Genomic DNA, 17,969 nt, shown 5'->3' on the forward strand with positions numbered 1-17,969 from the left:
TCATAGCAAGTCGGGTTCGAGACTCTCAGGATGCTCGAGCCAGTCAGGCGGCGTCAGTCCCTTGGAACGAAGGAATTCCGGGTTGAACAGCCGCGACTGGTAGCGGGTCGCGGGGTCGCAAAGAACGGTGACGATGGTCTTGCCGGGCCCGAGCTTGCGGGCGAGGCGGACTGCTCCGGAGACGTTCACGCCCGTCGAAAGGCCGACATTGAGCCCTTCGTCCCGAATGAGGCGCAAGGTGGTCTCGAGGCTCTCCTGGTCCTGAATGAGGAAAGCGTCGTCGACGCTGAGGCCCTCGAGATTTGCGGTCACCCGGCCCTGCCCGATCCCTTCGGTGATCGAGCTTCCCTCAGCCTTGAGTTCGCCCGTCGTGTAATAGCTGTAGAGCGCTGCGCCGGGGATGTCCGCGATAGCGATCGCAACGTGCGGCTTGCGCTCCCGAAGCGCGATCGCGGTGCCGGCGAGCGTTCCGCCGGTGCCGACCGCGCTGACGAATCCGTCGACCTTGCCGTCGGTCTGGGCCCAGATCTCCGGCCCTGTCGTCCGGACGTGCACGTTGCGGTTGGCGACATTGTCGAACTGGTTGGCGAAGATCGCTCCCTGCGCGTGCGCCTTCGCAAGGCGCTCTGCCATGCGGGCGGCGACCTTCACGTAATTATTGTCGTTTCGGTACGGCACGGCCGGCACTTCGACCAAGGTCGCCCCAAGCGATCGCAGCGTGTCCTTCTTTTCCTGGCTCTGCGTCTCGGGAATGACGATGACCGTCTTCATTCCGAGCGCATTGCCGACGACGGTCAGGCCAATACCCGTATTGCCCGCGGTTCCCTCGACGATCATGCCGCCTGGACGAAGCTGGCCTTTATCGATGGCGTCGGTGACGATGCCCAGTGCCGCCCGGTCCTTCACCGAGTGGCCGGGATTCATGAACTCCGCCTTCCCGAGGATCGTGCAGCCCGTCTCTTCGGAAGCGCGGCGGAGCTTGATCAACGGCGTGTTGCCGATCGCGGCGAGGACGGTTTCGCGAATGTCCATGCGGCGCGCTGTACAGATTCAGCCGATGCGGCGGTAGCGCAGATAATAGGGCCGCCGACCCTCGCGCCGGGACTTGGCGCCGTAGCGTGTCTCGATCCAGCCGCCGGACGGTTCGAGGAAATCCTTGGGCGTCCTCGCCAGCCATTCGAACTGCTGCTGATGCCCATGCCGCTGCATCACCATCAGCGCCCAGTTGAGATAAGTCGGGTCGTCGGTCGCCAACCGGAACTCGCCGCCCGGCTTCAACTTCGCCGCGAATAGGTCGACCGGCCCGTCGTTGACCATCCGTCGCTTGGCGTGACGCGCCTTCGGCCAGGGATCGGGGTGCAGCAAATAGATGAAGCTCAGCGCTCTGTCGGGCACGCGCCGGAGGACTTCGAGCGCATCGCCCTTCCAAAGGCGAACATTGGTCAGATGCTGGTCGCGGACGTGGCCGAGCGCGGTCGCGACACCGTTGAGGAACGGCTCGCAGCCAATGAACGCGTGATTGGGCAACAGATCGGCGCGGTAGACGAGATGTTCGCCCGACCCGAAGCCGATCTCGAAGTGAAGCGGACGATCCTCGCCGAACAGGCGGGCCGATGTGACCTCGCCCTCGGCCGGAACCTCGATCTGCGGCAGTAGCCGGTCGACAAGGTCCTGCTGGCCCTTTCGCAGCTTATGCCCGCTCACTCGCCCGTAGAGACGGTTCAGGGTCGTCGGGTCGCCCGCCTTGTGCGCAGTCATGCCGTTCCGCCTAAACGCGCAATCTTTGGTTCAGCAAGGGCGGCGGAGATTCGCGGAATGAACAAGTCGCTCCTTTTCCTCTCGCTCGTTGCGACGGCCGCTCCTGCGCAGGCAACCGGCGGTCTCGCCTGCCGAACTTCCGGAGCGCGTCCAATTGAGGTCTCGCTGGTCATCGGCCATTCCGCCGTCCAATCGATGGTTTCTGCCCGCCTTCGCGACAATGACCGCGACGTGCGCGTGGTGATCGCCCAATCATGGCTCGATCCATCGGAACTGCGCATCGATCTGGTGGACCCGAATGCGATGCGCCGCGAGGCGCGCCTGCTGGCGAAGAAGAACGGGCGCTTCTACGATGGATCGATCTGGCGAGGCGGGCAGCGCCGCTGGGTGCGCTGCCGCGAAGCCTAGGCGGCGACGGCCGCCTTGAGGTCGTCGACCAGGTCCGTCTTCTCCCACGGGAAGAAGTCGCCTTCGGGCTTGCGGCCGAAGTGGCCATAAGCTGCCGTCGCCTGGTAGATCGGCTTGTTGAGCGCGAGGTGCGTACGGATGCCGCGAGGCGTCAGCCCGCCGAGCTTCTCGATCTTGCCGATTGCCTGCTCCAACTGCTCGTCACCGACCGTGCCGGTGCCGTGCGTGTCGACATAGAGCGACAGCGGCTTGGACACGCCGATCGCGTAGGCGAGCTGGATCGTGCAGCGCTTGGCAAAGCCGGCCGCGACGATGTTCTTGGCGAGGTAGCGCGCGGCATAGGCAGCCGAGCGGTCGACCTTGGTCGGATCCTTGCCCGAGAAAGCGCCACCGCCGTGCGGAGCCGCACCGCCATAGGTGTCGACGATGATCTTGCGTCCGGTTAGGCCGGCGTCCCCGTCAGGCCCGCCGATCTCGAAACTGCCGGTCGGGTTGATGTGATAGACGGTCTCGTTGCCGAGAAGCTCCGCCGGGATAACATCGGCCACGACTGCCTTGACGTAGGCGTGCAACTCGGCCTGCTTTTCGCCTTTGTCGTAACCAGGTTTGTGCTGGGTCGAGACGACGATGGCCGTCGCCTTCGCAGGCTTTCCATCCTCGAAGCGCAAGGTAACCTGGCTCTTCGCGTCGGGCTCGAGAAAGGGAGCCGCGCCAGAATGGCGGTCAGCGGCCATCCGCTCGAGAATATGATGGCTGTAGTAAAGGGTCGCCGGCATCAGCTCCGGCGTCTCGTCGACCGCGAAGCCGAACATGATTCCCTGGTCGCCCGCGCCCTCATCCTTGTCCTCCGCCGCGTCGACGCCCTGGGCGATATGCGCCGACTGGCCATGAAGGTGATTCTCGAAGCTGGCGGTCTGCCAGTGGAAGCCCGCCTGTTCATAGCCGATCCGCTTCACGGTGTTGCGGACGATCTGTTCGATCTCATCACGCGCGCCGGGCGCCCAGCCGTGCGTGTCCTTGAACCGTTCCTCGTCATAGACTGGTGGGCAACGGATCTCGCCGCCAATCACGATCCGCTGAGTTGTGACCAGCGTCTCGCAGGCGACGCGCGATTCGGGGTCATGGCCGATGAAATAGTCCACCAAAGCGTCGCTGATCTGATCTGCGACCTTGTCGGGATGGCCCTCGGAAACGGATTCGGAGGTGAAGAGGTAGGAGTTGCGCATGGTTTGGTTGAAGTCCTTGCGAGTCTGGGCCGGCTGGGCCGGAACCTCATATAAAGAATGCTTTATGTGTTCCGCCGATAGCGCCCCGCCCGTCCGAGGGCAATGCCCGCGATGACGAGCGCGAACCCGAGAAGCAAGGGTATGACATTGCCGTATCGGGCGAAGAAAGTCGGGTTTGCGGCAGGCAGCGGCAAAGCGGCGTCGAAGAAGGCCGCCTCTCGCCAAGGAAGCGATTTTACGACCTGCCCGTGAGCATCGACCAAGGCGCTGATCCCGGTCGGGGTCGAGCGGATGACCGGGATTCCCTCTTCGGCCGCCCGCAAACGCGCCTGGGCAAGGTGCTGGGGTGGTCCCCAGGAACCGAACCAGGCATCGTTAGACGGATTGAAGATGAAGTCCGGCCGGTTGCGGCGGTCAACGACCTCGCCCGAGAAGATGATCTCGTAGCAAAGCTGGAAGCCGACCTTGCCCCAGCCCGGCAATGCAACTGTTCGCGGGCCGGGCCCCGACGCGAAATCGACGTCGCCCGGAGCGAGCCGCGAGAGGCCGATCGACGAGAGCAAAGGCCGCATCGGCAGATACTCGCCGTAGGGAACGAGGTGTGCCTTGTCGTAGCGCGCCGCCAATCTGGCACCCTGCCCGAAGACGAACACGCTGTTCGCCGCTCCGGTGACATTGATCCCATCCTTCGAAAACAGCGCAATGCCGCCTGTCAGCAGATATTCGCCCGGCCCGACAACCGACGCAGCGCGCGCCTGCTCGAAGGCGGCGTAGGCCTGATAGGGACCCCCGCGCGCATCCTGCAGTGGATTGGTGACTGCCGCTTCAGGCCAGAAAAGCAGGCGCGGGTGAGCGCCGCCGGGCTTCAGCGAAAGCTGCGCGAGACGCTGGTTGGCGATTTCGGAAAAGCCCGGCCGCCATTTGTCCTGCTGACCGATGTTCGGCTGCACGACCCGGATCGGTCGAATGTTTTGCGGATGATCCGGAACGTCGGGCCTCGGCAGGAAATGCAGTGCCAGCAGGACCGCTGCGATACCACCGGCAACGCGCCATTCCCGGCGAACCAGCAGCCAGACCAGGCCGCCCGCGAGGACGACCAGCAGGGACAGACCGTAGGTCCCGATCGTCGCGGTCGCATTGAGCAGATGTGTGTCATCGAAGGTGGCGGCGACCGGATTCCAGGGGAAACCAGTGAAAATGCCACCGCGCAGCCATTCGGTGATCGCCCAAGCTCCGGCGAGGCAGAGCACGAGCGCAATCGGCCGGCTGCGGCCAAACGTCCAGGCAATGCCGACGGCGAGCATAGGATAGACCGCGAGGTAGAGTGACAGGAGCACTACGGCGATCCAGCCGAGCCATGCGGGCATGGCCGCCTGGTAGGTGAAGGCCGTCGCGATCCAGTTCAGGCCGATCACGAATTGGCCGAGGCCGAACAGCCAGCCGATGAGAAGAGCGCGCTTCAACTTGGCGTCGCGCGAAAGCAATTCGCAAAGCAGCGCAATCGCGATGGGCATCAGCGGCCAGAGACCAACCGGCTGAAAGGCGAATGCGGAAACCGCACCGGCAACGAACGCGACGAGGAAAAGCATCCGCTGCTCGCTAGCCGCTACTCTCGTTCGCCGAAAGTCTGGACAGCATTGAGCCGGGCGCGCACGAGAGAGCAATGACGCTTCCACCCTTTCATCTCGCATTCCCGGTAGACGATCTGGCGGCGGCGCGCCGATTCTATGGCGGCCTTCTCGGCTGCGCTGAAGGGCGGAGCGCCGATCATTGGGTCGACTTCGACCTGCACGGCCATCAGATCGTCGCGCATCTTGCGCCCGATGCGGTTCGTGCCCGTGCAAGCAATCCGGTCGACGGCGAGGACGTTCCCGTGCCCCACTTCGGGCTCGTCCTGGCGATGGCCGACTGGAAGGCGCTGGCCGACCGGCTTCGCTCGGCGGGCACGAAATTCGTGATCGAACCGACGGTTCGCTTCGAAGGCCAGCCCGGCGAGCAGGCGACCATGTTCCTGCTCGATCCTGCGGGCAATGCTCTCGAATTCAAGGCGATGGCCGACCCGGCCAAGCTGTTCGCGAAGAACTAGCGCTCTTCGCCTTCGGGCGCATGAAGGCGCGCGCGGACGATGCGCTTCGGGTCCGCCGCAATGGATTCGAGGCGCCAGCCGCTTGGATGGCAGACGGATTCGCCCGGCGGGATGATGTGACCCGCAAGCAGGAACATCAGTCCGCCCAAAGTATCGACCTCATCCTCTTCCCATGTGAGACGCGGATCGACCGCCTTCGCAAGTTCGTCCAGCTCGATCCGGGCGTCGGCTTCCCAAACACCGTCGTCGAGCATGGTCAGCATGCCCGCTTGCTCGATGTCGTGCTCGTCCTCGATGTCCCCGACGATCTCCTCGACCACGTCCTCGATTGTGACCAGGCCTTCGGTTCCGCCGAACTCGTCGACGACGATTGCGAGGTGCATGCGCTGGGCTCGCATCCGGGCGAGCAGATCGAGCACGCCCATCGATTCCGGGATGAAGAGCGGCTCGCGCATGAGAGCGCGCACTGAGCGGTCGCGTTCAAGATCGACGGAAACCTTGAAGACGTCCTTGATGTAAATCATGCCGACCACCTCGTCGAGGCTCTCCCCATAGACGGGCAGCCGGCTGTGCTCCGCGTCCGCGAACGCGCGGACCAGGTCATCGAAACCAATCGTCGAGGGCACGGCGATCATGTCGCCGCGGGTTACGCAGATGTCGCCCGCAGTCCGCTCCCCGAAGTGAAGCAGGTTGCGGAGCATCTGGCGCTCGGTCGGGCTGAGGTCGCCTGCGATGGAGCGCGAGGCGCCGCCCTCCTCCGCTTCGTCGATCGCTTCCTCGATCTCGTCGCGAAGCGTCTGTTCGCTGCCCTCGCCGAAGATCAGCGAGCGCATGCCTCGCCATAATCGGGAGCCGCCTTCATCGTGACGAGTCGCCATCAGTGGCCGCCCTCATAAGGGTCGGCGATGCCGAGGCGGGCAAGCGCCCGTACCTCGCGGCCTTCCATGTCGGCTGCCTCGTCATAGTCGTGATGATCATAGCCGAGCAGATGCAGCGTCCCGTGCACGAGAAGGTGCGCCGCGTGGGTTTCGACCGGGATAGCCTTCTCAGCCGCCTCACGCTCGCAGACGCCGCGGGCGAGGACGATGTCGCCGAGCATCAGTTCGGGGCCTTCGCCTTCGGAGCTTCCTAGATCGTCGGCTTCCGCGAGCGGAAACGACAGCACGTTTGTCGGCTTGTCCTTGCCGCGCCACTCGGCATTGAGCGCGCGAACCTGCTCGTCGCTGGTCAGCCGGACGGAGAGCTCGACCGGTCGGGCACCGGCGGCAAGCTGCGGGAATGCGCTTTCGGCAACGGCGGATTCGGCGGCACGGCGGACGAGCAGCGTCCAGTCGATGCTACTGTCCCACTCCGCGTCGGCTTCTATGTCGATGTCGAGCATCATCCGCGCATCAGGCCCTTGGGCCTTCATAAGCCTCGACGATGCGTCCGACCAGCGGATGGCGCACCACGTCGGCGGCGGAGAAGCGGACGACCTCGATCCCCTTGATGCCTTCGAGCTTTCCGACGCCGTCATTGAGGCCGGAAGTCACACCGTTCGGAAGGTCGGTCTGGTGCGGGTCGCCGCAGATCACCATCCGGCTGCGCATGCCAAAGCGGGTCAGGAACATCTTCATCTGCTGAGGCGTGGTGTTCTGCGCCTCGTCGAGGATGATGAAGGCATCGTTCAGGGTACGGCCGCGCATGAAGGCGATCGGCGCAATCTCGATCTCGCCCGACGCGATGCGGCGCTCGACCTGCTCGGTCGGGAGCATGTCGTAGAGGGCGTCGTAGAGCGGGCGGAGATAGGGATCGACCTTCTCCTTCATGTCGCCGGGAAGGAAACCGAGCCGCTCGCCAGCCTCTACGGCCGGACGCGACAGGATGAGCCGATCGACCGAACCGGTGATGAGCTGCGAAACAGCCTGGGCGACGGCGAGATAGGTCTTGCCGGTACCCGCCGGGCCAAGCGCGAAGATCATCTCGTCGCGCGCCAGCGCTTCCATGTAGGTCGTCTGGGTCGTGGAGCGCGGGACGATCGTCTTCTTGCGCGTGCGGATCATCACCCGGGGTGGAGAGGCGACTTCCTCGTTGATGATGCCGTCGAGGTTCGGCTGGACGGCCATGCCAAGCACGGCTTCGACCGCCTCAGCATCGACATCATGGCCTTGGTCGAGCCGGTTATAGAGGCCCATGAGCACTTCGCGAGCGCGCGCCGCGGCATCAGCATCGCCCTCGATCTGGACCCGGTTTCCGCGCGCCGAAATGTGCACGCCGAGGCGCTGCTCGATGGTGATCAGGTGGCGGTCGTAGTCGCCGAAGAGCGGACCGAGCAGGTAGGGCTGCTCAAACTCCAGTTCGAGGCGGGCGCGGCCGGCGTCGTTGGCGACGGCGGCCGGTTCGCGGCGGGCCATCAGGCGGCCACCTTCGTGATGAGCGAACCAGTCATGCTGTTCGGACCGGCGGCCGCTAGCGTGACGCGAACCACGTCACCCGGCACCGCGTCCGTCTCGACGTGGACCGACTGAAGCCAGGGAGAGCGGCCAATCATCTGGCCCGCATATCTGCCGCGACGTTCGATCAGGACCTCTGTCTCTTTTCCGATGCTCGCCCGGTTGAACGCGGTCTGGTGCGTGTTGATCCGATCATGCAGCCGTTGAAGCCGCTCATCCATCAGCTCGGGCGCGATCTGGTCCTCCATCGTGGCGGCGGGCGTGCCCGGCCGCGGGCTATACTTGAACGAATAAGCGGATGCGTAGCCCACCTCGTCAACGAGATTCAGCGTGGCGGTGAAATCTTCTTCCGTTTCGCCCGGGAAGCCGACGATGAAGTCGCCGGACAAGGCGATGTCGGGCCGGGCCTCGCGCACCTTTGCCAGTATCGCGAGATATGTTTCAGCCGTGTGGCTGCGGTTCATCGCCTTGAGGATGCGATTGCTTCCCGACTGCACGGGGAGGTGCAGGTAGGGCATCAGCTTTTCTACCTCACCATGCGCCTCGATCAGAGAGTCGGTCATGTCGGCCGGGTGGCTGGTCGTGTAGCGGATGCGCTCCAGCCCATCGATACGGTCCAGCTCCCGGATCAACTCGGCCAGCCCGCGATCCCCTTCAGTCCAGGCATTCACGTTCTGCCCGAGCAGCACGATCTCGCGGGCGCCGGACTCCACCAGTTCACACGCCTCGTTGACAATATCCGTCCACGGGCGAGAGATCTCCGCACCACGCGTGTAGGGCACGACGCAATAGGTACAGAACTTGTCGCAGCCTTCCTGCACGGTGAGGAACGAGCTGGGATTCGCGCGCCGCCGCTTCGGGAAGGCGTCGAACTTCGAAATCGCCGGCATCTCCGTGTCTACCGGACGAGCCCCGCGAACCGCGTCGGCGACCATCTCCGGAAGGCGGTGATAGGCTTGCGGACCGACCACCATGTCGATCATCGGCGAGCGCTTCCTGGCCTCGGCACCCTCGGCCTGGGCAACGCAGCCGGCCAGCGCGATCAGCGGCTTCGAGCCATCTTCGCGCCGCAAGCGGCCGACGTCCGAATAGGCCTTCTCGGCGGCCTTTTCGCGGATGTGACAGGTGTTGAGCACGACCAGGTCGGCGTCCTCGCCATCGGCGGCCGCGGTCAGGCCGTCGGCGCCAAGCAGCTCGGCCATGCGCTCGCCGTCGTAGACGTTCATCTGGCAGCCGAAGGATTTGACTCGAAAGGTTTTTGGAACGGAATTCATCTGTGGTCCGGGTATAGGGGAGCCGAGCCGCGACTTGAAGCGAGGGTTTCGGCTATCGCGTCGCGCGCCTTCTGCGCCAACGCCTTGCGGTCGCTAGTCCGATCGAGCGGCGGAAGCAAATGGACGATCACCGGCAAGGTGCCCTTCCTCCCGAGGATACGAAGCACGTTCTCCTTGCCACTCTCGCCATGCCAGCCCACCTCGGTCGCAGCAGGTCCGTAATCCAGGACCACCGGCCTGATCTGCACGTTCGCCGATGCGTAGGACGTCGCTTCCAGGAGCGACGAGCGAAACGGAAGCAGATGATCTCCCGGGCCGGTTGTCCCCTCCGGAAACAGGGCGATCGGCTGGGCTCGCTCGGCGGCGCGGGCAATGGCCATGGCCTGGTCCCTCGAGCCCTTGCGGTCCTCGCGGCGCACGTAAAGCGTGTGGTTCTGATCGGCGAGCCAGTGGATCACGCCATGCCCGAGATTGTCCTTCGAGACGAACGCCGTCCCGGTCGTTCCGCCAAGAATCAATATGTCGAGCCAGCTGACGTGATTGCTGATCAGCAAAGTGTGCGGATCGAGTGCATCGCCGATGACAATTGGCCGGGCACCCACGATGCGCGCGGCGATCCCAAGGAACCGCTTCGGCCAAGCCGACTTGCCAAGGAGATGCTTGGTCGCGACATGGATCGGGCAGATGACTGCAAAAAGCAGCAGAAGCAGAAGGCTGCGGATTGCGGCCCGGAGCTGTGAGCTTTCGGTCTCGCTCTTAGCGGTTGCGGTCGAGTGCGACGCCGTAAAGCTCCATGCGATGGTCGACGAGGCGGAAGCCGAGCTTCTCCGCGATCCGTCTCTGAAGCGCTTCGAGCTCTTCATCGACGAACTCAATGACGTTCCCGGTCTCGACGTCGATCAAATGGTCGTGGTGCGCATCCGAAGCGGCTTCGTAGCGCGAACGTCCGTCGCCGAATTCGTGGCGCTCCAGGATGCCCGCTTCTTCGAACAGCCGAACCGTCCGGTACACGGTCGCGATCGAGATTTTCGGATCGACCGCCGCGGCGCGCTCGTGCAGCGTCTCGACGTCGGGATGGTCTTCGGCTTCCGACAGGATCTGAGCAATGACGCGGCGCTGCTCGGTGATCCGCAGGCCCTTGTCGGCACAGAGGGCCTCGATATCGATCTTCCGGGTCATGTTATTCAGTTAAGGCGCGCATGCCGCAGCGTCAAAGGAAAGGGAGCGGTCGCCCCGCTCCCTTCGTAATTCAACCCGCTTTCCGGCCACGCGGCTTGCGACGCTTGGTGCCGAGCCCAATCGACTTGGCGAGCGTCCGGCGCTGTTCGGCGTAATTCGGAGCAACCATCGGGTAGTCGGCTGCAAGTCCCCACTTCTGCCTGTATTCGTCGGGAGTCATTCCGTGGTTGGTCATGAGATGCCGTTTCAGCATCTTCTGCTTCTTACCGTCTTCAAGACAAACGATGTAATCCGGTTTTATCGAAGCGCGGATCGAGACTTTCGGCTCCGGCCTTGCTTCCGGCGCAGCGCGGCTTCCCGAAATTCCGGTAAGTGCGGAATGTACATTCTGGATCAGTTGAGGAAGATCGTTCACAGCGACGCTGTTGTTGCTGACATGCGCCGCGACGATGTCCGCAGTCAGAGTAAGCAGCGTGTCTTCCGCGTCTTCATTTCCGTTCATTTGAAGAATTCCCCGAGCAAGAGTTCGCACGAAAACGTAACAGGCGCGTACTTGTTCAAAACTAAGGGATGTCCCGTAGCGCCGCAATAGCAGCGGGCTAATGCTTCAGGTTAATCGTAGTTATATTTGACGGGATAATGTCAGCGCGTCGAACTCGCCGCCAAATCGTCCCCTGTAATATTTGCGGCGACGCCCAACCAACGCAAAACCGGCTGACCGATACATGATAACTGCCGGATTTCCTTCACGAACTTCCAAATGAACCCGGCTCGCACCATTATCGCGGGCTTGGCTGAGGAAATGGTCGAGAAGCATCTTCCCAATGCCCCTGCGGCGAAATTCCGGAGAGACCGCGAGCAAGAGCAATTCAGCTTCGTCGCTGATACCCCTCTGGAGCGAGAAGCCCGCGACCCTTCCGTCACCGAATCGCGCGATCATCAGGCTGACACCCGGCATCGGCAGGATTCCCGCGCATTGCGACCTCGTCCACGCTTCGCCGAAGCGATCGTCGAAGGCAGCATTCATGATCTCGATGACGGAATCGAGATCGGACGAACCGCCGGCGGCCAGCTGGAGTTCTGCGCTCGAGGCGGCTGTGGCGTTCATGCCGCGCTTCTCGCGCGGGCGTCCGGAGCACGCGCGTAAACCGGTCTTGGCGGAAACGACCGGAGCTCTTCTGGCAGGCGGAGCGCATTGCGCGCCGAAGGCAGCGCCTCAACGGCGCGACCACTTCCGCGCGCATCGACCAAGGCCCCTGCGCCGGGACCGATCACCAGCTCCGCACCGATGCAATCGGCGGCCTCGTCGGGCGGCAGGTTGAACATATCGGTCGTCGGCCGGAGCCTTGCGTCGAACTGCTGGACGAACAATTCGCCATGCCCACCATCGACAGCCGCTGCGACGTCGCCGTCTCCACTGTCACCGGCGGCAAGAAGCGCCAGCGACGACATTCCGCTCAACTCGCAATTCCAGGCGATGGCGAGGCCCTGCGCAGCGGCGATCCCGACGCGAATTCCGGTGAAGCTTCCCGGCCCGACGCCAACGAGGATCCCGTCCGCCTGGCGGCCGTCGAGCAGCTCGTCGAGCATCGGCACCAGCCGCTCGCTATGGCCGCGGCCAATCACTTCGTCTCGATGTGCAATGCACTGGCCGTCGCTGTCGAACAGCGCGGCGCTGCATGCTGCAGTCGATGTATCGATGGCCAAGATCACGTCCGATTCCCAACTCACCTGTCGGGAATGTGTTCACATGAACCCGAAGGGGGCAAGTGGATAAATCCCCAAGTCAGACCGCTTCGACGGATTCCACTTCGGGAACGTAGTGGCGGATGAGGTTCTCGATGCCGCGCTTCAGCGTGATCGTCGACGAAGGGCAGCCGGAGCAGGCACCCTGCATCCCCAGGTAAAGCCGGCCGTCCCTGTAGCCGCGATAGACGATATCGCCGCCATCCTGGGCTACCGCCGGGCGGACCCGCGTCTCGATCAGCTCCTTGATCTGATCGATGATGTCCGCGTCCGCAGGATCTTCCTCAACCGTCGGAACCTCCTCGACGAGGATGCCGGCGGCAGTGCCTTGGGCGAACAGCGGAGCGCCGCTCACGAAATGGTCGAGCAAGGTTTCGAGCACGACCGGCTCCAGGTCGCCCCACGAAATACCTGGTGCTGCGGTCACGGAAATGAAGTCGCGGCCGAAGAATACGCCCTCGACCATTCCGTTCGCGAACAGGCCCGACGCCAGCGGCGAGGCCTCCGCGCTTTCGACGTCGGGGAAATCCCGCGTCCCGCCTTCCATGACCGTCTGGCCAGGAAGGAACTTGCGCGACGCTGGGTTCGGAGTTTGCTCGGTGCGGATCAGCATGCGCGCCATGTGGTCTTCAGGCCCTGCCCGATCAACCCCCGAACGGCGGTGCTCCGGCGATGATCCACCGAGTAATGCCGATCGCGGCCGCAAGACAGAGCAGCGCGGCCCACCATTTGCCCGGACGCATCGGTTCGACGCCCGGCTCAACCTCTCCTCGTCCCGTAAGCATTGGCCCGATCAGGCGCTTCCCCCGAAGTCGATAATAGAGGATCGCCGCGACATGCAGCCCGATGAGGGCCAACAGCACATTGAACAGCTCTTCGTGCAGCTCGGTCGCAGCGTCGGAAGTGCCCACGCTGACAAGGTTCACAAGCGGGCCCTGCATCAACCCGTCCTCGTCGCTCGCAATCAGCCCCAGCACGGTCTGCCCCGACACGAGCCCAAGCAAAGCGATGACGCTAAGCGCGCCCAACGGGTTGTGGCCGAGCCCGCGCCATTGGCCGCGCAGGTAGCCGAATACGGCGCGCGGACCGCGGACGAAGTTGGCGAACCGCGCGGTTGAGCTTCCGAAAAAGCCCCAGAGCAAGCGGAAGATCAGCAGGCTCAGGACCGCCATTCCCGACCAGATGTGAAGGTCGTCGTAATGATATTCCGCCGACCACCAGCTGAATGCGATCAGCCCGACCAGTAACCAGTGGAAAAGGCGGGTCGGGAGATCCCAGATCGGCAGCTTCATCGATCCCCCGCCTTTTAGTGGTGCATGTCCGAACGATATTTGTCGTGACATGCCTTGCAGGTCTTGCCGAGGTCAGCGAAGCCCGCCTTGATCTGGCTCAAGTCGCCACTTCGGGCCACAGCGTCGAACGTCTGGGCCGCCCTTCCGAATTCGCGATCCTTAGCGACGAAGTCTGGATAGTTCTGCCAGATCTCCGGCTTCGCCCCGGTCTTGCCGAGTTCCGGACCAGTGCCTTGCGGGAACCAGTTGGGCGACTTCGCCGCAAGCTCAGCTATCGTGGCGGCGGCCTTTTGGATCTCGGCCATATCCGGCGAGGAGGAGTCGAGTGCTCGTTTGATCGTCTTGGTGGACTTGCCGATCTGCTCCATTCCCTCATGCCGCTCGTGCATGACTTTCATCGCCTCTTCCTTGGTCGCGGGGGCAGGCGCAGGCGTGGCGGCGCTTTCAGTCGCCTCGACCGAATTGGCACTGTTTTCGGCAACCTCATTATTCGTCGAAGTCGCATTCTGCCCGCACGCAACGAGCGAAACACTTGCAAGGGCAGTCAACACGGCAATGCGCATGCGATCTCCTATTTCTGTTCTGGCGCCTTCCAGCTGTCGTCCAGCATCTTGATGATCCCGGAGAAGTCTTTCGACCCCCCGCCTAGAGTCACGAAGCGCTGATACAGTTCCTCAGCTTCCGAGCCGATCGGCGTGTAGGCACCCGCGTGCTGGGCGGCGTCCATCGCGAGCTTGAGGTCCTTGAGCATGAGGGCGGCCGCGAAGCCGCCTTCGTAGTCGTGGTCAGCCGGCGTATCGGGACCGACGCCCGGGACAGGCGTGTAGGTGGTCATTGACCAGCTCTGCCCCGAAGCCTTGGAGGCGATGTCGAAGAAGACTGCCGGGTCGAGCCCGAGCTTCTGCGCCATGACGAACGCCTCGCAGGTGACGATCATCGTCGCGCCGAGGATCATGTTGTTGCAGATCTTCGCCGCCTGCCCTGCGCCCGGCCCGCCAGCGTGGATCACGGCCTTGGCCATCGGCTCGATGATCGGCTGCGCTTTCGCAAAGGCTTCGTCCGAACCGCCGACCATGAAGGCGAGATTGCCAGATGCAGCGGCCGCAATGCCACCCGAGACCGGTGCATCGACCATCGTATAGCCCTGCGCGGCAGCTTCTTCTTCGATCGAACGTGCAGAGGCGACGTCGATGGTCGAGCAATCGATCAGGAGAGCGCTCGTTGGCGCCTTCCCAAGAACCTGGCTGCGGTAGACATCGAGCACGTGCTTCGCAGCGGGTAGCATGGTGACGACGACATCCGCGTCGGCGACAGCTTCCTCGGTCGAACCGGCACGACTGCAGCCCTGTTCGACCGCCCGCGCGAGCGCTTCCTCGCTAAGGTCGAACGCGCGAACCTCATGTCCCGCCTTCGCAAGGTTCGGCGCCATTCCGCCGCCCATGTGGCCGAGCCCGATGAATGCGATCTTCGCCATGCTCAGCGCCCTTTCCAATTACCGGGCCGCTTCTCGACGAAGGCGGTCATGCCTTCCTTCTGGTCCTCGGTTCCGAACAGGCCGTGGAAAAGGCGGCGCTCGAAGCGGATGCCCTGGTTCAGCGGCATCTCGAACGCGGCGTTGACCATTTCCTTGTTCGCGATTGCCGCGAGCGGCGCCATTCCGGCGATCGCGTCGGCGGTTTTCATGACTTCGGCGAGGAAATCGGCGGCAGGAACCACGCGGGCGACGAGGCCTGAGCGCTCCGCTTCGGCGGCGTCCATCATCCGGCCAGTCAAGCACATCTCCATTGCCTTGGCCTTGCCGACTGCATGCGCCAGCCGCTGCGACCCGCCCATACCCGGCGTCACGCCGAGCTTTATCTCTGGCTGGCCGAACTTCGCGGTGTCGGCAGCGATGATGAAGTCGGCCATCATCGCGACTTCGCAGCCACCGCCGAGCGCATAGCCCGCGACCGCCGCGATCCACGGCTTGCGGGTGGAGGTGACCTGCTCCCAGCCGCCGAAGAAGTTGGCCGAATACATGTCGGCAAAGCCCTGCGACTGCATTTCCTTGATGTCGGCGCCGGCGGCGAAGGCTTTCTCAGAACCCGTCAGTACCAGGCAATGCTGGCTGTTGTCGGCGTCATAGGCCGCGAAGACCTCGATCAGCTCCTTGAGCACTTCGCTGTTGAGAGCGTTGAGGGCCTGCGGCCGGTTCAGCGTGACGAGCGTCACAGCGCCGCGCTTATCGACGAGGATGGTGTTGTAGTCGGTCATTCTCCGGTCTCCGGAAATGGGATCCACGCTTCGCGGTCGGGAAGCGGCGCGAACAGGACGTCGAGCATCTCGCCGTCGACCTGTTCCGGCGTCGGCGGGTCCCACTGGGGGCTGTTGTCCTTGTCGATCAGCAATGCGCGGACGCCCTCGCGGAAGTCATGAGTGCGGACGATCCGGCCCGCTAGCGCATATTCGGCGCGCATCTCCTCCGCGAAGCTCGAGCGGACCGCGCCCTCGGCAAGAAGCCGCATCGAGACCTTGCACGACAGCGGGCTCTTGGACTGCAGGGTTGCAAGTTCGGTTTTCGCCCAGTCACTTTCGTCGGCGTCCAGAGCGGCGAGCACATCTTCCAGCTTGTCCGAGGCGAACAAGCGAGTGATCGCCGCAAGGTTTGCCTCGATCTTTGCTTCGGGCGGGGTGGCGGAAACGGAGCCCAGCGTGCCCTTCAAACGAGTGGGGGCTTTCAGGATGCGATCGTGCAATTCCTCCAGCGACGACTGCTCGACGTAATTGGTGGCAAGGCCAAGGTAGAGGCACTCGCTAGCATCGAGCCGGGCACCGGTCAGCGCCATGAACTGGCCGACGCGTCCGGGCAGCCGCGACAGATACCAGCCGCCACCGACGTCCGGGAAAAGGCCAATGCCGGTTTCGGGCATTGCGAGACGCGTCGCCTCGGTCGCGATACGATATTCGCACGGCAGAGAAATCCCGACGCCGCCCCCCATGGTGATGCCGTCCATGATCGCAACGGTCGGCTTCGGGAAAGTGAACAGCAGGTGGTTGAGGCGATACTCGCTGAAGAAGAAGTGCTTGGCGTCGCTCGCATCGCTCGCGCCGCTCCGCGCCAGCATGACCACATCGCCACCGGCGCAGAAGCCGCGGCCCTCGGCATGATCGATGACGACGACCTGGATCGACGGGTCCTCGCGCCACGCGAGCAGGACTTCGCTCATGGCGTCGCACATTTCGCGCGTCAGCGCGTGAATCGCCTTTGGACGGTTCAGTCGAATCCGGCCAACATTGCGATCGGTTGAGAACAGGACGTCGTCGGTCACTGGCGGAGCATGTCCCGGCTGACGATGACCCGCATGACCTGATTCGTGCCCTCGAGGATCGAGTGGACGCGAAGGTCGCGCCAGAAGCGCTCGATCGGATAGTCCATCAAATAGCCGTAGCCGCCATGGAGTTGCAGTGCGCGGTCGACAACGGAAGAGCCAGTGTCGGTTGCAAGGCGCTTGGCCATGGCCGCAAAGCGCGTCTTGTCCGCAGCGTTCGCGGTGACCTTGGCGGCCGCTACGTAAAGCAGGTAGCGAGCCGCCTGCAACTCGGTCTCCATGTCGGCGAGCGTGAACTGCGTCGCCTGGAAATCGGCAATCGCCTGCCCGAACTGCTTGCGATCCTTCGTATAGGCGACGGCCTCGTCAAGGCAGCGCTGCGCACCGCCCAATGAACAGGCGCCGATGTTCAGCCGCCCGCCGTCGAGTCCCATCATGGCGATGCGGAAGCCCTCGCCTTCGCCGCCCACGCGGTTGGCTACGGGGACACGGACCTCGTCGAAATTGACCTGCGCGGTCGGCTGAGAATGCCAGCCAAGCTTCTTTTCCTGAGCGCCGAAGCTGACGCCCTTCATGTCCTTGTCGATGACCAGTGCGGTAATGCCCTTTGGGCCATCGTCGCCCGTTCGCACCATGGTCACGTAAACCTCGTTCTCGCCACCGCCCGAGATAAACGCCTTGGAGCCGCTGACCACATAATGGTCGCCGTCGAGCACGGCCTTTGTCCTGAGCGCCGCCGCGTCGGAGCCGGACGAGGGCTCGGTCAGGCAGTAGCTGCCGATTTTCTCCATCGTGATCATCGAAGGCAGATATTTCTGCTTCACTTCGGGCGAACCGAAGCGGTCGATCATCCACGACGCCATGTTGTGGATGGAGATGAAGGCACTGGTCGACGGGCAGCCGTAAGCCATCGCCTCCATGATCAGCGCGGCTTCGAGCCGGCCAAGGCCGATGCCGCCGCTCTCCTCACTGACATAGATGGCGCCGAAGCCGAGCTCGGCCGCCTCGCGGATCGTATCGCGCGGGAAGATGTGCTTCTCGTCCCACTCGGCCGCGTTCGGAGTGATCGCGTCCGCAGTGAACTTGCGCGCCATCTCCTGAATCTGGAGCTGGTCCTCAGTAAGCTCGAATTGATGCATGGCGGCGGCCTGTAAGCTGAGGCACAGCGGTCAGCAAGACGCCAGCCATGGGACACCAAGGAACCGCGCACCCTTCGCGCGGTTGAATCCGTCGGAGTTCCGATCCGCGACGCTTCGCGCG

General features: G+C 63.7%; 22 protein-coding genes. 2 read left to right on the forward strand and 20 right to left on the reverse strand.

Going from position 1 to position 17,969, the window contains the following annotated elements:
- Entirely contained in the window at positions 1 to 1,032 is a 1,032-nt protein-coding gene (locus tag ACMC5O_RS10305; protein WP_426692808.1) for a cysteine synthase A, read from the reverse strand.
- A gap of 18 nt (positions 1,033 to 1,050) precedes the next feature.
- A complete protein-coding gene (trmB, locus tag ACMC5O_RS10310) occupies positions 1,051 to 1,758 on the reverse strand; it encodes a tRNA (guanosine(46)-N7)-methyltransferase TrmB (RefSeq protein ID WP_187708862.1) in 708 nt (235 codons plus the stop codon).
- 57 nt (positions 1,759 to 1,815) lie between these two features.
- On the opposite strand from trmB, the gene ACMC5O_RS10315 reads away from it, so the two are divergent.
- On the forward strand, positions 1,816 to 2,166 hold the full coding sequence (locus ACMC5O_RS10315; RefSeq protein WP_187708861.1) for a hypothetical protein: 351 nt from the start codon (positions 1,816 to 1,818) through the stop codon (positions 2,164 to 2,166).
- Here ACMC5O_RS10315 and metK read toward each other — a convergent pair.
- Positions 2,163 to 3,392 (reverse strand): methionine adenosyltransferase, encoded by a 1,230-nt coding sequence (gene metK, locus ACMC5O_RS10320; protein ID WP_187708860.1) that lies wholly within the window; start codon positions 3,390 to 3,392, stop codon positions 2,163 to 2,165. The two genes, ACMC5O_RS10315 and metK, sit on opposite strands and share 4 nt — an antisense overlap.
- 62 nt (positions 3,393 to 3,454) lie before the next feature.
- Positions 3,455 to 4,981, reverse strand: a complete 1,527-nt coding sequence (gene lnt / locus ACMC5O_RS10325; protein ID WP_426692809.1) for an apolipoprotein N-acyltransferase — start codon at positions 4,979 to 4,981, stop codon at positions 3,455 to 3,457.
- Between the two features lie 74 nt (positions 4,982 to 5,055).
- Here lnt and ACMC5O_RS10330 point away from each other — a divergent pair, with 74 nt between their 5' ends.
- Entirely contained in the window at positions 5,056 to 5,478 is a 423-nt protein-coding gene (locus tag ACMC5O_RS10330) for a VOC family protein (RefSeq protein ID WP_187708859.1), read from the forward strand.
- Here the strand turns inward: ACMC5O_RS10330 and ACMC5O_RS10335 are convergent.
- From ACMC5O_RS10335 to ACMC5O_RS10410, 16 genes are all read right to left on the reverse strand, one after another.
- Positions 5,475 to 6,356, reverse strand: a complete 882-nt coding sequence (locus ACMC5O_RS10335; RefSeq protein WP_426692810.1) for a hemolysin family protein — start codon at positions 6,354 to 6,356, stop codon at positions 5,475 to 5,477. The two genes, ACMC5O_RS10330 and ACMC5O_RS10335, sit on opposite strands and share 4 nt — an antisense overlap.
- Positions 6,356 to 6,862 carry an rRNA maturation RNase YbeY gene (ybeY, locus tag ACMC5O_RS10340; protein ID WP_187708857.1) on the reverse strand — a complete coding sequence of 169 codons (507 nt, stop codon included), beginning with the start codon at positions 6,860 to 6,862 and terminating at the stop codon, positions 6,356 to 6,358. The genes ACMC5O_RS10335 and ybeY overlap by 1 nt, the downstream gene beginning before the upstream one ends.
- Positions 6,863 to 6,869: 7 nt before the next feature.
- Positions 6,870 to 7,871, reverse strand: coding sequence for a PhoH family protein (locus ACMC5O_RS10345; protein WP_426692811.1), 1,002 nt, complete (start codon positions 7,869 to 7,871; stop codon positions 6,870 to 6,872).
- Positions 7,871 to 9,184 (reverse strand): tRNA (N6-isopentenyl adenosine(37)-C2)-methylthiotransferase MiaB, encoded by a 1,314-nt coding sequence (gene miaB / locus ACMC5O_RS10350; RefSeq protein ID WP_187708856.1) that lies wholly within the window; start codon positions 9,182 to 9,184, stop codon positions 7,871 to 7,873. The genes ACMC5O_RS10345 and miaB overlap by 1 nt, the downstream gene beginning before the upstream one ends.
- Positions 9,181 to 10,047 (reverse strand): lysophospholipid acyltransferase family protein, encoded by an 867-nt coding sequence (locus ACMC5O_RS10355; RefSeq protein ID WP_426692812.1) that lies wholly within the window; start codon positions 10,045 to 10,047, stop codon positions 9,181 to 9,183. The genes miaB and ACMC5O_RS10355 overlap by 4 nt, the downstream gene beginning before the upstream one ends.
- Positions 9,941 to 10,363: a Fur family transcriptional regulator gene (locus ACMC5O_RS10360; protein WP_187708854.1), complete on the reverse strand. Its 423-nt coding sequence runs from the start codon at positions 10,361 to 10,363 to the stop codon at positions 9,941 to 9,943. The genes ACMC5O_RS10355 and ACMC5O_RS10360 overlap by 107 nt, the downstream gene beginning before the upstream one ends.
- A gap of 70 nt (positions 10,364 to 10,433) precedes the next feature.
- The gene (locus ACMC5O_RS10365; protein WP_187708853.1) at positions 10,434 to 10,865 is read right to left on the reverse strand and encodes a MucR family transcriptional regulator; all 432 of its coding nucleotides are present in this window, start codon (positions 10,863 to 10,865) and stop codon (positions 10,434 to 10,436) included.
- 120 nt (positions 10,866 to 10,985) lie between these two features.
- Positions 10,986 to 11,471, reverse strand: a complete 486-nt coding sequence (locus ACMC5O_RS10370; protein ID WP_187708852.1) for a GNAT family N-acetyltransferase — start codon at positions 11,469 to 11,471, stop codon at positions 10,986 to 10,988.
- Positions 11,468 to 12,094, reverse strand: coding sequence for a tRNA (adenosine(37)-N6)-threonylcarbamoyltransferase complex dimerization subunit type 1 TsaB (gene tsaB / locus ACMC5O_RS10375; protein ID WP_426692813.1), 627 nt, complete (start codon positions 12,092 to 12,094; stop codon positions 11,468 to 11,470). The genes ACMC5O_RS10370 and tsaB overlap by 4 nt, the downstream gene beginning before the upstream one ends.
- A gap of 55 nt (positions 12,095 to 12,149) precedes the next feature.
- Positions 12,150 to 12,722 carry a NifU family protein gene (locus ACMC5O_RS10380; protein ID WP_187708851.1) on the reverse strand — a complete coding sequence of 191 codons (573 nt, stop codon included), beginning with the start codon at positions 12,720 to 12,722 and terminating at the stop codon, positions 12,150 to 12,152.
- A gap of 31 nt (positions 12,723 to 12,753) precedes the next feature.
- A complete protein-coding gene (locus ACMC5O_RS10385; protein WP_426692814.1) occupies positions 12,754 to 13,401 on the reverse strand; it encodes a cytochrome b/b6 domain-containing protein in 648 nt (215 codons plus the stop codon).
- 14 nt (positions 13,402 to 13,415) lie between these two features.
- Positions 13,416 to 13,964, reverse strand: a complete 549-nt coding sequence (locus tag ACMC5O_RS10390) for a c-type cytochrome (RefSeq protein ID WP_187708848.1) — start codon at positions 13,962 to 13,964, stop codon at positions 13,416 to 13,418.
- 8 nt (positions 13,965 to 13,972) lie between these two features.
- Positions 13,973 to 14,875: a 3-hydroxyisobutyrate dehydrogenase gene (gene mmsB / locus ACMC5O_RS10395; protein WP_187708847.1), complete on the reverse strand. Its 903-nt coding sequence runs from the start codon at positions 14,873 to 14,875 to the stop codon at positions 13,973 to 13,975.
- 2 nt (positions 14,876 to 14,877) lie between these two features.
- Positions 14,878 to 15,654 carry an enoyl-CoA hydratase gene (locus tag ACMC5O_RS10400; RefSeq protein WP_187708846.1) on the reverse strand — a complete coding sequence of 259 codons (777 nt, stop codon included), beginning with the start codon at positions 15,652 to 15,654 and terminating at the stop codon, positions 14,878 to 14,880.
- Positions 15,651 to 16,709 (reverse strand): enoyl-CoA hydratase/isomerase family protein, encoded by a 1,059-nt coding sequence (locus ACMC5O_RS10405; protein WP_426692815.1) that lies wholly within the window; start codon positions 16,707 to 16,709, stop codon positions 15,651 to 15,653. The genes ACMC5O_RS10400 and ACMC5O_RS10405 overlap by 4 nt, the downstream gene beginning before the upstream one ends.
- Entirely contained in the window at positions 16,706 to 17,848 is a 1,143-nt protein-coding gene (locus tag ACMC5O_RS10410; protein WP_187708845.1) for an acyl-CoA dehydrogenase family protein, read from the reverse strand. The genes ACMC5O_RS10405 and ACMC5O_RS10410 overlap by 4 nt, the downstream gene beginning before the upstream one ends.
- Positions 17,849 to 17,969 lie beyond the last annotated feature (121 nt).

This window comes from Sphingomonas sediminicola, assembly GCF_049991885.1.
GTDB lineage: Bacteria > Pseudomonadota > Alphaproteobacteria > Sphingomonadales > Sphingomonadaceae > Sphingomicrobium > Sphingomicrobium sediminicola.

Bases quoted from the DNA above. Each gene is read 5' to 3' on its own strand.
- ACMC5O_RS10410 (WP_187708845.1), bottom strand. From the start codon at position 17,848: ATGCATCAATTCGAGCTTACTGAGGACCAGCTCCAGATTCAGGAGATG.
- ACMC5O_RS10305 (WP_426692808.1), bottom strand. From the start codon at position 1,032: ATGGACATTCGCGAAACCGTCCTCGCCGCGATCGGCAACACGCCGTTG.
- ACMC5O_RS10370 (WP_187708852.1), bottom strand. From the start codon at position 11,471: ATGAACGCCACAGCCGCCTCGAGCGCAGAACTCCAGCTGGCCGCCGGC.
- ybeY (WP_187708857.1), bottom strand. From the start codon at position 6,862: ATGATGCTCGACATCGACATAGAAGCCGACGCGGAGTGGGACAGTAGC.
- ACMC5O_RS10330 (WP_187708859.1), top strand. From the start codon at position 5,056: ATGACGCTTCCACCCTTTCATCTCGCATTCCCGGTAGACGATCTGGCG.
- ACMC5O_RS10385 (WP_426692814.1), bottom strand. From the start codon at position 13,401: ATGAAGCTGCCGATCTGGGATCTCCCGACCCGCCTTTTCCACTGGTTA.
- ACMC5O_RS10365 (WP_187708853.1), bottom strand. From the start codon at position 10,865: ATGAACGGAAATGAAGACGCGGAAGACACGCTGCTTACTCTGACTGCG.
- ACMC5O_RS10315 (WP_187708861.1), top strand. From the start codon at position 1,816: ATGAACAAGTCGCTCCTTTTCCTCTCGCTCGTTGCGACGGCCGCTCCT.
- ACMC5O_RS10335 (WP_426692810.1), bottom strand. From the start codon at position 6,356: ATGGCGACTCGTCACGATGAAGGCGGCTCCCGATTATGGCGAGGCATG.
- lnt (WP_426692809.1), bottom strand. From the start codon at position 4,981: ATGCTTTTCCTCGTCGCGTTCGTTGCCGGTGCGGTTTCCGCATTCGCC.
- ACMC5O_RS10345 (WP_426692811.1), bottom strand. From the start codon at position 7,871: ATGGCCCGCCGCGAACCGGCCGCCGTCGCCAACGACGCCGGCCGCGCC.
- ACMC5O_RS10390 (WP_187708848.1), bottom strand. From the start codon at position 13,964: ATGCGCATTGCCGTGTTGACTGCCCTTGCAAGTGTTTCGCTCGTTGCG.
- ACMC5O_RS10355 (WP_426692812.1), bottom strand. From the start codon at position 10,047: ATGAAGAGCTCGAAGCGCTTCAGAGACGGATCGCGGAGAAGCTCGGCT.
- ACMC5O_RS10400 (WP_187708846.1), bottom strand. From the start codon at position 15,654: ATGACCGACTACAACACCATCCTCGTCGATAAGCGCGGCGCTGTGACG.
- mmsB (WP_187708847.1), bottom strand. From the start codon at position 14,875: ATGGCGAAGATCGCATTCATCGGGCTCGGCCACATGGGCGGCGGAATG.
- trmB (WP_187708862.1), bottom strand. From the start codon at position 1,758: ATGACTGCGCACAAGGCGGGCGACCCGACGACCCTGAACCGTCTCTAC.
- metK (WP_187708860.1), bottom strand. From the start codon at position 3,392: ATGCGCAACTCCTACCTCTTCACCTCCGAATCCGTTTCCGAGGGCCAT.
- miaB (WP_187708856.1), bottom strand. From the start codon at position 9,184: ATGAATTCCGTTCCAAAAACCTTTCGAGTCAAATCCTTCGGCTGCCAG.
- ACMC5O_RS10360 (WP_187708854.1), bottom strand. From the start codon at position 10,363: ATGACCCGGAAGATCGATATCGAGGCCCTCTGTGCCGACAAGGGCCTG.
- ACMC5O_RS10380 (WP_187708851.1), bottom strand. From the start codon at position 12,722: ATGCTGATCCGCACCGAGCAAACTCCGAACCCAGCGTCGCGCAAGTTC.